The sequence below is a fragment of the Streptomyces showdoensis genome, assembly GCF_039535475.1.
In the GTDB taxonomy this organism is placed as follows: domain Bacteria; phylum Actinomycetota; class Actinomycetes; order Streptomycetales; family Streptomycetaceae; genus Streptomyces; species Streptomyces showdoensis.
The window spans coordinates 2,683,958-2,698,027 of sequence record NZ_BAAAXG010000026.1 but is presented as its reverse complement, the minus strand read 5'-3'; the positions used below and the strand labels follow the sequence as shown (position 1 = coordinate 2,698,027).

The following is a 14,070-nucleotide window of genomic DNA, read 5'->3' as shown; positions in this document are numbered from 1 at the left end:
TCTCTCCTAGCGGTACGAGGCTTTGGTACGGATGCGGGAGACGGCGAGCAGGACCAGCAGGGTCGCCGCCATGAGGACCACCGCGAGCGCGGAGCCCGTGAAGAGCGAACCGCGGTCGGTGGCCGTGAAGATGAGCACCGGGAGCGGCAGCCAGTCCGGCGGGTAGAGCATCATCGTGGCGCTCAGCTCGCCCATGGACAGGGCGAAGCAGAGGCCGGCCGCCGCGTTCAGCGACGGCAGCAGGAGCGGCAGCCGGACCCGGAGCAGGACGTACGAGGGGCGGGCGCCGAGGCTGGCCGCCGCCTGCTCGTACATCGGGTCGAGCCGCAGGATGGCAGCCGAAACCGACTGGTAGGCGAACGCCGTGACAAGAACGGAGTGCGCGAGGATCACGATCCAGCGCGTGCCGTTCAGGAGCAGCGGCGGCTGGGAGAAGGCGACCAGGACCGCGAGCCCCACCACCACGGACGGGACCGCCACCGGCAGCATGAACAGCGCGTCGACGACCCTGCGGCCGCGCGTGCGCAGCGCGGCGGCGGCGAGCGCGGCCCAGGTGCCGGCGGTCAGCGCGAACACGCTGGCCGCGAGGGCCGTCACCAGGCTGGTGGTGAGCGCCGTCAGCGACTCGCCGCGCACGGCGGCGGCGTAGTGGGCGGTGGTCGGCCCGGAGGGGAAGGCGCCGGACCAGTGGGTGGAGAACGAGGCGGCGAGGATGACGAGGAGGGGCAGCGCGAAGAGCGGCACGAAGAGGACCCCGAAGAGGATCCAGACCGCCCACCTCCCGGCTCGGCTATGCACCAGCACGACGGCTCACCACCCGGTAGACGGCGTAGAGACCCACGGAGATCACCACGTTGACGACGGCGACGACGCAGGCCGCCGCGTAGTCGGATTCGAGGATGGCCTTGCCGTAGACGAGCATCGGGAGGGTCGTGACGCCCTTGGCCCCGGTGAAGAGCACGATCCCGAACTCGTTGAGGCACATCACCAGGACGAGGCTGCCGCCGGCGGCGAGCGCCGGAAGCGCCTCGGGCAGGATCACCTGCCGCACGATCCGCAGCGGCCGCGCGCCGAGCGAGGAGGCCACCTCCAGCTGGGCGGTGTCCAGTTGGGAGAAGGCGGCGAGCAGCGGGCGCATCACGAACGGCGTGAAGTACGTGATCTCGGCGAGGAGCACGCCCCAGGGCGTGGTCAGGAAGTGGAAGGGCCCGTCGGCGGCCCCGGTGAGGTCCGTCCACAGTCCGTTGGCCACGCCGACCGTGCCGTAGAGGAAGAGCAGGGCGAGCGTGATCAGGAAGGACGGGAAGGACAGGAACACGTCGATGAACCGCGCCACCGCCCGCCCGCCGGGGAACGGCACGAACGCGATGACCAGCGCCAGCACGAAGCCGAGCACCAGGCACCCGACGGTCGCCGCCACCGCCAGCCACACCGTGGTGACCAGCGCGTCCCGGAACGAGGCGGACGCGAACACCTCGGCGTACGCCCCGGGGGCGAGGGACTCCCGGACGACGAGCGCGAGGGGGTAGAGGAAGACGACGGCGAGGGCGAGGACCGGGGGTACGGTCCAGAACCAGGTGCGGGGGCCACGCCGGCCGGACACCGCCGCGGGCCCGGGTTCCGCAGGGGCGTCGGGGGTCCCCCCGGACGAAGTCCGGGGGAGGGCGGGCACGACCCCGCCTGCGCGCCGCGCTTCCGCGACACCCGCACCCCGGCTAGCCATCGTTCACCCCGGCGGCCAGCAGTACGGCGTCCTCCCGCGCGAAGTGCAGGGTCACCTCGTCGCCGAGCGCCGGTGTCTCCTTCAGCTCCCGCACGTCCGCCTTCATCCGCTGCCCGGAGCCGACGTCGACGTACAGCCGGTGGGTGGAACCCCGCCACTGGACCTCGGCTATCCGCCCCCGGAGTGCGTTCGGCCCGTCTCCGAGCCCGACGAGGTGGGGACGGACGCAGAGCGTGGCGCCCGCGCCGGGCACCGCGTCGGCGACCGGCACGTCGAGGGCGATCCCGTCGAGGCTGACCCCGTCCTCCCCCACCACCACCGGCAGCAGGTTCGCGTTGCCCACGAACGACGCCGTGAACTCCGTACGCGGCCGCCGGTAGAGCTCCTGCGGCGTGCCGCAGTCCCGCAGCCGGGCCCGGTCCATGACCGCGATCCGGTCGGCGAGGGTGAGCGCCTCCACCTGGTCGTGGGTGACGTACAGGATGGAGACGTCCGGCAGCTCCCGGTGCAGCCGGGCCAGTTCGGCGAGCATGCCGGAGCGCAGCTGGGCGTCGAGGGCGGAGAGCGGCTCGTCGAGGAGGAGCACGTCGGGGCGGATGGCGAGGGCGCGGGCGATGGCGACGCGCTGCTGCTGGCCGCCGGAGAGCTCGCGCGGGTAGCGCTTGGCGTAGGCCCCCATGCCGGTCATCTCCAGCGCCTCGGCGACCCGGCCGGGGATCTCGCCCTTGGGGGCCTTGCGCGCCTTCAGGCCGAAGGCCACGTTGTCCTCGACCCGCAGGTGGGGGAAGAGGGCGTACTGCTGGACGACCATGCCGATGCCGCGCTTGTGCGGCGGGAGCGCGGTGACGTCCCGGTCGCCGATGAACACGCGCCCGGAGGCGGGCCGTACGAATCCGGCGACGGCCCGCAGCGCGGTGGTCTTGCCGGAGCCGGAGGGCCCGAGCAGGGCCATGACCTCGCCGGGTTCGACGGTCAGGTCGAGGCGGTCGAGGACGGTGTGGTCGCCGTACGCGACGGAGACGGCGTCGAAGCGTATGCCGCTGGTCATGCCTCGTACTCCCGCAGCAGTCCGGGGAGTCCGGCGACGGAGGCGAGGACGTGGGTGGCGCCGTGCTCCCGGAGCGCGGTCTCGCCGTGCGCCCCGGTGAGCACGCCCGCGACGATCCCGGCGCCGGAGCGGACGCCGCTGAGCATGTCGTACGAGGTGTCCCCGGCCACGGCGACCCGGCGGACGTCGTCGACGGCGCCGGTGCGCAGGAGGGCGGCGAGCACCATGTCGGGGTAGGGCCGGCCGCGGCCGCCCGCGTCGGCGGGGCAGAGGGTGAGGGCGACGAGCTCGCGCCAGCCGAGGGCGTCCAGGATGGCGTCCTGGGTGACGCGGGCGAATCCGGTGGTCAGCACGACGGTCCGGCCCTGCTCGCGGAGGGCGGCGATGGCCTCGGCGGCACCGGGCAGGGCGGCGATCCGGCCGTCGGCGACCAGTTCCCCGTACGCCTCCTCGAAGGCGAGGTTGGCCTGCCGGGCGCGCTGTTCGTCGCCGCCGAAGAGATGGCGGAAGACGGAGATCTTGGACTCGCCCATGGTGGCCCGGACGTAGTCGATCATCGTGGCCGGGTCCTCGCCGAGGCGTTCGGCGGCGGCCGTGAAGGCCTGCTCGACGAGCCCGCCGTCGGCGACGGTGGTGCCGGCCATGTCGAGGACGACGAGGCCGTGCTGCGGTGCGGTGGTGGCGGTGTCGGTCATGGTGGCTACCAGCCCAGTTCGTTCGCGGTGGTCTCGGCGATGGCGGGCGAGCAGGTCATGCCGCGCCCGCCGGGTCCGGTGACCAGCCACACGCCGTCGCGCACCTGCTGGCGGTGGACGACGCGGCTGGTGTCGGTGCACTGCGCGTACACGCCGGCCCAGCGGCGCCGGACGCGCGGCAGCGGGCGGCCGAGGAAGGACTCGACGACGCGGGTGAGGTGCTCGTAGGGGTCTTCGAGGGTGTCGAAGGCGAAGGGGTGCTCGTACTCGTGGGTGTCGCCGATGGTCAGCCCGCCGTCGAGGCGCTGGACCATGAGCAGCTGCATCTTGTGGGCGGCCGCGGTCGGGTCCTGCGCCTGGCCGGCGTTGAGGGCGTCCAGCTCGGGGGAGGCGTAGGCCGGGTAGTAGCGGAAGGAGTCGGCGTCGGCGACGGAGGTGGTGAGGGGCTCGCCGAGCGGGTCGGTCTGCATCATCTGGAGCCGGACCCTGCGGACCGGGATCTCGCCGGCGACCTCGCGGACCAGTCCGGAGAGCCAGGCGCCGGTGCACAGGACGACGGCGTCGCCGGTGTGGACGTCGCCGTGGTCGTCGCGGACCGCGTTCTCGCCCACGACCTCCCGCACCTCGCGGTGCGGCAGGAAGGTGTAACGGCCGGTGGCCAGGAGGGACTCGCGCAGGGCGAGCTGGGCGGTGCGGGGCTCGACGGCCGCGTCCCGCTCGCACCACAGGGCGGCCCGGGCCACTCCGTTGTCGAACGCGCCGCGCAGGGCCGGGTTGACGGCCAGCGCCTCGTCCGCGGTGAGCAGCTTGTAGCCGCGGGCGGCGGCGTCGGGGCGGGCCACGGCGGCCTCGGCGACGGCGAGTTCGAGCTCGTTGCGCACGGGGGTGAGGGAGCCGATCGCCCGGAAGCCGAGCCCGGGGACGCGGGCACCGACGCCCTCCCACAGTTCGCGGGCGCGCAGGGCGGTGTCGAGCTCCTCGCCGCCCGCCCGGCCGCTGACCCATATCTGGCCGAAGTTGCGGAGCGAGGCGCCGCGGGCCTCCGCTTCGCGCTCGATGTGGACGACCTCATGGCCGCGTTCGACTGCGTGCCAGGCGTGCATGGTTCCCACCACGCCGGCTCCTACGACGATCACCTTCATGCCGTTCACGGTCGCGGCGATGGGTGACCCGGACCGATCGGCTGGGCGACGGGACGGTGAACGGGCCGCCAAACTTGGACTAGACCCGTTATCTTGCCGTGATATTCGGGTGGGTCTTCAGGCCGACGCGGACGACGGGACGGCGGGGTGGCGGGGTGGCGGGACGGCGGGGTGGCGGGCGCTCAGTCCTGGCGGCCCAGATGGGCCGTGAAGCTGAAGCGGTCGCCCCGGTAGAGCGTGCGCACGCGCTCCAGGGGCCGCCCCGCGGTGTCCCGCGAGACGCGGTGGATCAGCAGCATCGGCAGCGCGGGCGGCGTGCCGACGAGCAGGGCCTCGCGGGGGGTGGCCAGGACGGTCTCGATCCGCTCGTCGGCGTCCCCGAAGGAGATGCCGAGCCGGTCGTGGAGATAGGCGTAGAAGGAGGAGTCCGGGTCGAACTCCGTGTCCAGCCGCGGGGCGCGCGCCTCGGAGACGTACGTGCTCTCCAGGCCGACCCGCTCGTCGTCGGCCAGCAGCACCCGCTCCATGTGCCAGACGGGCTCGCCGCGCACCACGCCGACCTCGGGGGCGAGCGCCTCCGGGCACGGGAAGCGGTCCAGGGAGATCAGCGCACGCCCCGGGCGGCGGCCCTGGCGGCGCAGTCCCTCGGTGTAGCTGGCGAGCGAGAGCGGCTGCTCCAGCTTGGGCCCGGCGACCACGGTGCCGCGCCCCTGCCGGCGCAGCCGCCCCTCCAGGAGGAGCTCGCGCAGGGCCTGCCGGACGGTCTCGCGCGACACCTCGTAGCGGAGCGCGAGGTCGCGCTCGGTGGGCAGCTGCCCGCCCTCGCCCAACTCGGTGATGAGCGCGGCGACCTTCGCCTTGACCGCGTAGTACTTGGGGATGCGGCCGTGCTCGGGGATGCCGGAGCGGATGGGGGCGCCGGGGTCATCGGGGCTGTTCGGGTTCTCCACCCGGTGATCGTTGCAGATGCGAGTGAACGGGACGGTGTACGCGGGGTGGCCTACGCGTGCCGGTGGGCGCGTCCGGTCCGGTGGCGCCGGGCGAGCAGCACCAGGGCCGCCCCCGCCCCCAGCAGGGCCAGCGAGGCGGGCGCCGCGCGGAGCGCGGACTCCCGCCCGGTGTGGGCCAGTTCGGGGCGGACCGGGACGGGGGCCGCGCCCGGCGGGGTGGGCCGCGCCGGGTCGGCCGGGGCCGGGTCCCGCCGGGGAGCGGGATCGGTGGGATCGGTGGGGTCGGCGGGGCCCACGGTCAGCGTGTAGTCACCCGACTCGCCGACCCAGTCCCCGTCGTCGCCCCGGCGCTGCACGACGGCGGCGTTGACGACCACCTGATCGGGCGCGGTGTCGGCACGGAAGGCGAGCCGGACGGGGACGGTGAGGATGCCGTGCGCGGGGACGGCGAAGCCGGTGAAGGCGGGGGGCGGGGTGAGCGCGGGGGGCGAGGTGGGATCGGCGGGATCGGCGGAAGGGGTGGTGCCGGGGGGCAGGGTGGCTCCGGGGGTCGGGGCGGAGGCGGCCGCCGGGGCCTCCGGCTCCTCCCCCGCCCCGCCGAACACGCCCACGTTCTCCGCCCGGTCCGTTCCCTCGAACGTGACGGGCCGCCACAGCCGCGCCCCGGCGTCGTAGAACTCGGCCCGGATCTGCTCCGGCCGCAGGACCCGCCCGCGGTCGGCGAGGACGAGCACCGGGTGGATGCCCCGGCAGGGCTGGGCGGTGGTGTTGGCGAGGTCGAGGTTCCAGGCGCGGAAGTCCCCGCCCGCGGCGTACGCGGCGGGCCCGTCCTGGATCCGGGCGGCGAGCGGGAAGTCCCGCGCGGTCCCCGCGCCGCACTCGGGCGGCGCCGCCACCGCCGGCACGGGGGCCAGGGCATGGGCGACCGGCACGGCGGCGGCCGTGGTGAGGGCGGCGAGGGCGAGGGCGTTGCGCAGTCGCATGGGGACGGTGCCTTTGCTGCTCTCGGGCGTACGGGTCGGCCGCGACGCTGCCACGCGGAGCGCGGCGGGGGCGGGAGCGACGCGGCCGGGCCCCTCGGACGCCCGCCGGATCCCGCCCGATCAGCCTATTTTCCGACCGCCCTGGGCCCGCCGTCGAAGCCCGAGGGCTCCCTGCCGAAGACCGGCGCCAGGATCAGCTGCGCCGCACCCTCCGCGACGGCGTCCGGGGCGGCCGCCACCGCCACGTCCGCCGGGAGGCCCAGCCCGCCCAGCACCGCGCGGGTCCCGCGCGCGAACGCCTCGGGTGCCGCGAGGACCGCCCGGCCGCCGAGCAGCACCCGGTCGACGTCGAGCAGCCGGACCAGGTTCGCCGCGCCGGTGCCGAGCACCCGGGCCGCGCCGTCGAGGTCACCGTGCGCCAGCGCCGCCAGGCACAGCACCTCCAGGCAGCCGCGCCCGCCGCACTCGCAGGGCGGCCCGTCGAGCTGGACCGTCTGGTGCCCGAGCTCCCCCGCCCCGGTCCTGCCCCCGCGCAGCACCGCCCCGCCGAGCACCAGGCCCGCGCCCAGCCCCGTACCGAGGTGGACGTACGCGAAGGAGGCGGGGGCGCCGGGGCGCAGGGCGAGGCCCAGGGCGGCGGCGTTGGTGTCCTTGTCGAGCACGACGGGCAGCCCGAGCCGCCGCGCCAGCTCGTCCCGCAGCGGGAAGCCCTCCCACTCCGGGAAGCCGGTGACCCGCCCGGGCGTTCCGGCCCGGTGGTCCAGCGGACCGGGCATGGCGACGCCGACGCCGAGCACTCCGGACGGGGGCGCGCCGCGGGAGGCCCCACCGCTGCCGCCGTCACCGCTGCCGCCCTCGCCGCTGCCGCCCTCGCCGCTGGCGTCCTCGCCGCCGCCGTCCCGCTCGCCGCTCCCGTCTCCGTCCGGCCCGGCGGCGAGCAGGGCGGCGACCTCGGCCCGCACCGCCGCCAGGACCGGCTCCGCGCCCGCGCCCAGGTCGAGGGGGGGCGCGGCGGTGGGCGACGCGTTCGCCCGCGAGGTCGAGCAGGACGGCGGTGAGCTCGTCGCGGTCGAGGTGGAGGCCGATCGCGTGACCCGCCTCGGGGACGAGCCGCAGCACGGTGGCCGGCTTGCCGCCCGTGGAGGCCCGGCGCCCGGCGTCGGCGGCCAGGCCCTCGGCGCGCAGCCGGGCGGTGATCTTGCTGACCGCCTGGGGGGTCAGGCCGGTCCGGTCCGCCAGCTCCAGGCGGCTGATCCCCTCGCGGCCCGCCGTGCGCAGCAGGTCGAGCACGAGCGCCGCGTTGTGGAGGCGCAGCGCGGGAAGGTTCGCCCCGCCCATGCCCGCCCCCGTGCGCGTACGTGCGCCTTCGTCCGCCCTCGTACCTGCACCCGCGCCCGTCCCCGTACTCGTCCCCACGCCCGTACCCCTGTCCGTCCTCACCCGCCCATTGTCCCCCGTGCTTGCACTTTCGCAACAGCGTTGCCAAAGTGGGTGCCATGACTGGCACCGCCTCCGCCCCCCTCCGCGTCGGACTCGTCGGCTACGGCCTCGCGGGCTCCGTCTTCCACGCCCCGCTGATCGCCGCCTCCCCCGACCTCGTCCTGGACACGGTCACCACCGGCAGTCCGGAGCGCGCCGCCCAGGCCCGCGCCGAGCACCCGGGCGTGACGGTCGCCGCCTCCCCCGAGGAGCTGTGGACCCGGGCCGACGCGCTGGACCTGGTCGTGGTCGCCTCCCCCAACAAGACCCATGTCCCGGTCGCCACCGCCGCCCTGGAGGCCGGGCTGCCCGTCGTCGTGGACAAGCCGCTCGCCGGCACCGCCGCCGAGGCCCGCGGACTCGCCGCCCTGGCCGACGCGCGCGGACTGCTGCTCTCGGTGTTCCAGAACCGTCGCTGGGACAACGACTTCCTGACCCTGCGCGCGCTCCTCGCCGAGGGCGAGCTCGGCGCGGTGCAGCGCTTCGAGTCCCGCTTCGAGCGCTGGCGCCCGCGCCCCAAGGGCGGCTGGCGCGAGTCCGGCGCCCCGGAGGAGATCGGCGGCCTCCTCTACGACCTCGGCAGCCACGTCGTCGACCAGGCCCTGGTCCTGTTCGGACCGGCCGTCCGCGTGTACGCCGAGTCCGACGTCCGGCGCCCGAGCGCCGAGGCCGACGACGACACCTTCCTCGCGATCACCCACGCGAACGGCGTCCGTTCGCACCTCTGGGTGAGCGCCACCACCGCCCAGCTCGGCCCCCGCTTCCGGGTGCTCGGCCAGACCGCCGGCTACGTGAAGTACGGGCTCGACCCCCAGGAGGCCGCCCTGCGCGAGGGCCTGCGCCCGGAGCCGGGCGCCGTCTGGGGCGTCGAGCCGGAGCGGCTGTGGGGGCGGATCGGCTCGGGCGAGTCCCCGCTGACCGGCGGCGGCACCCCCGTCGAGACCCTGCCCGGTGCCTACCCCGCCTACTACGCGGCCGTCTCCGCCGCCCTGCGCGGCACCGGCCCCAACCCGGTGACGGCGTACGAGGCGGCCGCCGCGCTCGACGTCCTGGAGGCGGCGAAGCGCTCCGCCCGCGAGGGCGTGGCGGTGGCGCTGTGAGCACCCCGCCGAGCACCCCGGGCACGTCGGGCACGTCGGGCACGCCGGGCACGCCGGGCACGTCGGGCGGCGCGGCCGGCGGGTCCGAGGTCGCCGCGCTGGAGGCCCAGGAAGCCGCCCTGGTCCTGCCCCGTTTCACGTACGAGGACGCCTGGACGCTCGGCACGATCCTGGCCGGACTGGCCCGGGAGCGCCGGGCGCCCGTCGCGATCGACGTCCGCCGCGGCGCGCAGCAGCTGTTCCACTGCGCGCTGCCCGGGTCGAGCGCCGACAACGACGCCTGGATCGACCGCAAGCGGCGGGTGGTGGAGCGCTACGGCGTGAGCTCCTTCCTCGTCGGGGCCAGGTTCCGCGCGAAGGGGAGCTCCTTCGAGCTGTCCTCGCGCCTCGACCCCGACCGGTTCGCCGCGCACGGCGGCTCGTTCCCGCTGGCGGTCGAGGGCGCGGGCGTCATCGGTGCGGTCACCGTCTCGGGGCTGCCCCAGGCCGAGGACCACGCGCTGGTCGTCCTCGGCCTGGAGCGCCTGCTCAGCTCGTTCCGGTCGAGCGGCGCCGCCGCCGGCTGACGGCCACGAGGGCGCCGCCGCTGAGTGCGAGCCCGGCGGCCGTGACGCCCATGACGATCTTTCCGGTGGTGGAACCGGCGCCGGTGTCGGGGAGTTCACCGCCGCCGGTGCCACCGGTGGAGTGCCCGCCGGTGCTGTACCCGCCGGTGTCGCCACCCGTGGCGTGTCCGCCCGTGGTGTCGCCACCCGTGGCGTGTCCGCCCGTGGTGTCGCCGCCCGTGGTGTCGCCGCCGGTGGCGTGCCCGCCGGTGTCCGCGCCGCCGTCCGACGCGCCGCCGTCGCTCGCGCCGCCGTCCGACGCACCGCCGTCGGACGACCCCCCGTCGCTGGAGCCGCCGTCACTCGCGCCCCCGTCCGTACCGTGCGAGTCCGTCGGGCTCGGGGTCGGCGTCGGGGTCGGCGTGGGGGTCGGCGTGGGGGTCGGCGTCGGCGTCGGGGTGGGCGTCGAGTCGTCGCAGTCCGGCAGGTCACCGTTGAACGGGTAGGCGTGCAGCTCCTGTCCGCCGCCGCCGCTCGTCAGCGAGGTGTGGGTCAGCGAACCGCTCGTGTAGAAGCGCCCGTTCATGCCCGGCAGGGTCACCGTCGCCATGCTCGCCGGGCGGCCGATGAGCACGCTCCCCTCCAACTGCCCGCTGCCCTCGAAGGTCGCCCTGGTCGCGTCGGGGAAGTTCCACATCAGCCGGTCCTCCAGGGCGGCCGGGACGTCGCCGCTGTAGGTGTCGATGGTCCGGTCCGCGCCGTAGACGTTGACCAGGACCGTCGCGCCGGCCGGGATGCCGGTGAAGCGGAAGCCCTGCGAGCCGCCGCTCTTCGACTCCAGGTCGAAGTCGACGTCGAAGACCTGGAGCATCGCCTTGCCGTCGCCGGTGAAGAGGGTCTCGCTGCCGCTGTTGACGGCGGTGCCGGTCGCCGCGCGGTGGGCGCCCTTCACGTACGCGTAGCAGCGGCTGGCCTCGGTGAGCTGCTCGCGCAGACCCTCGTACGGGGCGACCGCGGCGGTGTCGTGGACGGCGGTGGGCGAGACGGTGCCGGTGAGCTTGCCCGCGTACCGTACGACCCCCCTGACCGTCCCCTCCTCGGCCAGCAGCCGCTGGCCGGAGGCGACGGCGACGTCCCCGCCGGTGGCGAGGAAGTCGGTGCCGTCGGCCGGCGGGACCCGCGAACCGACGCCCGCGACGCCGACGTTGTAGACCTGCGAGACGCCCGCGCGCTTGTTCATGTCGAACGTCCCGAGGACGACCACCTTGCCCTCGGCCTCGGCCGCGGCCTGGCGGACGAGGAAGTCGCCGCCGACGAAGACGTTGATGTTGTTGTCGCGCCCGGCGATCGGCCCGTTGTTGATGTCCGGGTACGGCGTGGGGCACTTGCCCGGCAGACAGGGGCCGAGGCCGCCCGGGAGCGGGTCGGCCAGGCTCGCGGTGGCGAGGCCGCCCACGAGGGCGGCGGCGCCCGCCACCGCCGCGGCCGCTCGCATCAGACGTCGACGATTCGTCATATGTGCACTCATATGGGCCAATATGCAGAATCAGGATGCCGATGGCGACGACCCACGCGCAAGGCACCGGGGGCGTCGCCCGAACGACTCACGGTCCGGAGGACGGACCCCCGGGGGGCGTCAGGCGCTCTTGAGTTCCTGGCGCTGGCGTCCGAGGCCCTCGATCTCCAGCTCGACCACGTCTCCGGCGCGCAGGTACGGCTTGGGCTCCGGCTGCCCCATGGCGACGCCGGCCGGGGTGCCGGTGTTGATGACGTCGCCGGGGTAGAGGGTCATGAAGCGGCTGACGTAACGGACCACCTCGGCGACCGGGAAGATCTGGTCGGAGGTGTGGCCGTCCTGCTTCAGCTCGCCGTTGACCCACAGCTTCAGGCCGAGGTCCTGCGGGTCCGGCACCTCGTCGGCGGTCACCAGCCAGGGGCCGAGCGGGTTGAAGGTCTCGCAGTTCTTGCCCTTGTCCCAGGTGCCGCCGCGCTCGATCTGGAACTCGCGCTCGGAGACGTCGTGGGCGAGCGCGTACCCGGCGACGTGGGCCAGGGCCTCCTCGTCGGTCTCCAGGTAGCGGGCGGTGCGGCCGATCACGATGGCCAGCTCCACCTCCCAGTCGGTCTTCACCGAGCCGCGCGGCACGAGGACGGTGTCGTCGGGGCCGACGACGGTGTCGGAGGCCTTGAGGAAGACGACCGGCTCCGCCGGGATCGCGGCGCCGACCTCCGCCGCGTGCCCGTGGTAGTTCAGCCCGATGCACACGACCTTGCCGATCCGGCCGACCGGCGGGCCGATCCGCAGCCCGGTCGCGTCGAGCGCGGGCAGCACGCCCGCGCCCGCCGCCGCGCGCACCCGGTCGAGCGCGGACGCGTCACCGAGGAGACCGCCGTCGACGTCGTCGACCAGGGCGGACAGGTCGCGGAGCGTCCCGTTCTGGTCGAGGAGGGCGGGCCGCTCGGCCCCTGCCGGGCCGACACGCAGCAGCTTCATGGTCTTCTCCCTGTGGTCGAGGTGGCCCGGGGGCGGGCCGTGGTGAACCCCGGCCGATGGAGTGCGGCCATCGGAGGATTGGTCGATCCTCCAATGGAACGGGTCAGTCTGCAAGACCCCGTTCACACCCTGGACCCTTACGCGGGAGTAACCAGAGCCCCGGCGGCGGGCATGTCCCGGTAGAGGAAGGCCCGCTCGACGGCGGTCCAGGTGGTGCTGGTGACGATGTACAGCGCGGCGGCCAGCGGCACCGCGGCGACCGAGAGCAGGGTCGCGAAGGAGAGCAGCGGCAGGTAGCGGGCCATCGCCGTCGCCACGCCCGCGCCGGGCTGGGAGGGGTCGGCCGGGACGGCGAGCGGCTGCCGGCGGGCCCGCAGGTAGTTGTACGTGGCGACGGCGCCGACGATCGCGAAGAGCACCAGGTAGACCAGGCCGGCCGGGCCCCACACGCCGCCGTTCGAGAGGGCGTCGGCGTAGTGGTCGCCGAGCGGGGCGGCGAAGAGGCTGTGGCCGGCCATCCGCCCGCTGGAGAAGAGGTGGAACATCAGGAAGAACGCGGGTGCCTGGAGCAGGCTGGGCAGGCAGCCGGCGAGCGGCGAGACCTTCTCCTGGGCGTGCAGCTCCAGGACCGCCTTCTGCAGGCGCTCGGGGTTCTTGGCGTGCTTCTTGCGCAGCTCGGCGAGGCGCGGGGCGAGCCGGGTGCGGGCCTTCTGGCCGCGGGCGGCGGCGCGGGAGAGCGGGTGGACGGCGATCCGTACGCACATCGTGAAGAGGACGATCGCGGCGGCGGTGGCGCTCGCGCCGAAGAGCGGCTGGAGCAGGTCGGCGAGGCGCTCGACCAGGGAAGCGAAAACGGACATGGGAGCCCTCCGAGGGGTCTCGTCGTGCCGGGATGACGGGAGAGGTCGGCAGGACGGAACCGCGCGGAGAACAGCGGAGAACGGTGAGGAAGAAGGGCTTCCGGGTCTCGCTACGCGGCCGTCGGGAGGGGACGGCCGGGTGCCCGGGGCCTGCGGCGGCCCGAGGCGTCGGGGTCGCGTTGCGGCAGGAAGGCGGTGCGCCGGGCGCGTTCGCGCAGGGCGGTGCGGACCCGGGTAGGCGGCACCGGCAGGACCGCGCCGGCGCCGATCAGGGAGCAGACGAGGGCGGTCGCGGCCATGGCGACGGCGGCGGAGAGACCGGCGCCGGTCGAGCCCTCGGAGAGCAGCAGGTCGGCGAGGGCGAGGAGGAAGAGGAGCGGCGCGAGGACGCGGAGCAGCAGTCCGTTGCCCATGCCCGCCTCCTGTCCGTCCGCTCGTCCGCTCGTCCGCGCGTTCGTGTCGCCCGCTTACCCGATGTACGCGTTCCACCCGTTATACACGACCGGTCTCCAGCGGTACGAGGAGCCGGCGGGGCGCGAGGAGGGCGCGGCCGACCGGATCGGCGGGGTCCGGATCGAGCCCGGCGCCCGGGCGCATCTCGATGTCGGCGGGGTGGACGGGGATCCGGCAGGCGGGGCACTCGCCGTACGGGCCGACCTCGGTGCCGCAGTCGACGTGATGGAAGTGACGCATGGGGACGGCGCCGGGCTGGGCCTCCCGCCCCCAGAGACCGAGGGAGCGCAGCACGGGCCAGAGGGCGATGCCGCGCTCGGTGAGCAGGTACTCGTCGCGCGGCGGCGCCTCCTGGTAGCGGTGCCGGTCGAGCACCCCGGCCTCGACGAGGGCCTGGAGCCGGGCGGCGAGGACGGCGCGGGGGGCGCCGAGGTGGAGGAGGAAGTCGTTGTAGCGGCGCACGCCGTAGAAGGCGTCGCGCACGACGAGGAGGGTCCAGCGCTCGCCGACGACTTCGAGGGCGCGGGCGATGGAGCACTGCTGGGTCGCGTAGTCCTTGCCGAGGGCCATGGGAACGAGCATAGAGGAGCAGGTTCAA

14 protein-coding genes and 1 pseudogene are annotated in these 14,070 nt (G+C 75.0%); 2 read left to right on the top strand and 13 right to left on the bottom strand.

Features of this window, described 5'->3' with window-relative positions:
• Positions 1-6: 6 nt before the first annotated feature.
• The 8 genes and pseudogenes from ABD981_RS25305 to ABD981_RS25270 form a co-directional block, all read right to left on the bottom strand.
• On the bottom strand, positions 7-804 hold the full coding sequence (locus tag ABD981_RS25305) for an ABC transporter permease (RefSeq protein ID WP_046912147.1): 798 nt from the start codon (positions 802-804) through the stop codon (positions 7-9).
• Positions 791-1,723, bottom strand: a complete 933-nt coding sequence (locus ABD981_RS25300) for a 2-aminoethylphosphonate ABC transporter permease subunit (protein WP_123955226.1) — start codon at positions 1,721-1,723, stop codon at positions 791-793. Before ABD981_RS25300 ends, ABD981_RS25305 begins: the two co-directional genes overlap by 14 nt.
• A complete protein-coding gene (locus ABD981_RS25295; protein WP_046912149.1) occupies positions 1,716-2,771 on the bottom strand; it encodes an ABC transporter ATP-binding protein in 1,056 nt (351 codons plus the stop codon). The genes ABD981_RS25300 and ABD981_RS25295 overlap by 8 nt, the downstream gene beginning before the upstream one ends.
• Positions 2,768-3,466, bottom strand: coding sequence for a phosphonatase-like hydrolase (locus ABD981_RS25290; RefSeq protein ID WP_046912150.1), 699 nt, complete (start codon positions 3,464-3,466; stop codon positions 2,768-2,770). The genes ABD981_RS25295 and ABD981_RS25290 overlap by 4 nt, the downstream gene beginning before the upstream one ends.
• A 5-nt stretch (positions 3,467-3,471) precedes the next feature.
• Entirely contained in the window at positions 3,472-4,608 is a 1,137-nt protein-coding gene (locus tag ABD981_RS25285; RefSeq protein ID WP_046912151.1) for a TIGR03364 family FAD-dependent oxidoreductase, read from the bottom strand.
• A gap of 182 nt (positions 4,609-4,790) precedes the next feature.
• Positions 4,791-5,558, bottom strand: coding sequence for a GntR family transcriptional regulator (locus ABD981_RS25280; RefSeq protein WP_046912152.1), 768 nt, complete (start codon positions 5,556-5,558; stop codon positions 4,791-4,793).
• Positions 5,559-5,608: 50 nt separating this feature from the next.
• Positions 5,609-6,541 carry a hypothetical protein gene (locus tag ABD981_RS25275; protein WP_046912153.1) on the bottom strand — a complete coding sequence of 311 codons (933 nt, stop codon included), beginning with the start codon at positions 6,539-6,541 and terminating at the stop codon, positions 5,609-5,611.
• A gap of 125 nt (positions 6,542-6,666) precedes the next feature.
• Positions 6,667-7,879, bottom strand: a pseudogene (locus ABD981_RS25270) (ROK family transcriptional regulator).
• A 158-nt stretch (positions 7,880-8,037) separates the two neighbouring features.
• Here ABD981_RS25270 and ABD981_RS25265 point away from each other — a divergent pair.
• Both ABD981_RS25265 and ABD981_RS25260 read left to right on the top strand, forming a co-directional pair.
• Positions 8,038-9,120 (top strand): Gfo/Idh/MocA family protein, encoded by a 1,083-nt coding sequence (locus ABD981_RS25265; RefSeq protein WP_046912155.1) that lies wholly within the window; start codon positions 8,038-8,040, stop codon positions 9,118-9,120.
• A 98-nt stretch (positions 9,121-9,218) separates the two neighbouring features.
• Positions 9,219-9,686, top strand: a complete 468-nt coding sequence (locus tag ABD981_RS25260) for a heme-degrading domain-containing protein (protein ID WP_046912159.1) — start codon at positions 9,219-9,221, stop codon at positions 9,684-9,686.
• Here ABD981_RS25260 and ABD981_RS25255 read toward each other — a convergent pair.
• From ABD981_RS25255 to ABD981_RS25235, 5 genes are all read right to left on the bottom strand, one after another.
• Positions 9,649-11,181 carry a choice-of-anchor A family protein gene (locus ABD981_RS25255; protein WP_338058662.1) on the bottom strand — a complete coding sequence of 511 codons (1,533 nt, stop codon included), beginning with the start codon at positions 11,179-11,181 and terminating at the stop codon, positions 9,649-9,651. The two genes, ABD981_RS25260 and ABD981_RS25255, sit on opposite strands and share 38 nt — an antisense overlap.
• A 120-nt stretch (positions 11,182-11,301) precedes the next feature.
• Entirely contained in the window at positions 11,302-12,159 is an 858-nt protein-coding gene (locus ABD981_RS25250) for a fumarylacetoacetate hydrolase family protein (protein WP_046912156.1), read from the bottom strand.
• A 137-nt stretch (positions 12,160-12,296) separates the two neighbouring features.
• Positions 12,297-13,019, bottom strand: a complete 723-nt coding sequence (locus ABD981_RS25245) for a YidC/Oxa1 family membrane protein insertase (RefSeq protein WP_046912157.1) — start codon at positions 13,017-13,019, stop codon at positions 12,297-12,299.
• A gap of 110 nt (positions 13,020-13,129) precedes the next feature.
• Complete coding sequence (locus ABD981_RS25240; RefSeq protein WP_046912158.1) at positions 13,130-13,432, bottom strand: DUF6412 domain-containing protein; 303 nt, start codon at positions 13,430-13,432, stop codon at positions 13,130-13,132.
• Between the two features lie 79 nt (positions 13,433-13,511).
• The gene (locus tag ABD981_RS25235) at positions 13,512-14,042 is read right to left on the bottom strand and encodes a winged helix-turn-helix transcriptional regulator (protein WP_046912160.1); all 531 of its coding nucleotides are present in this window, start codon (positions 14,040-14,042) and stop codon (positions 13,512-13,514) included.
• Positions 14,043-14,070 lie beyond the last annotated feature (28 nt).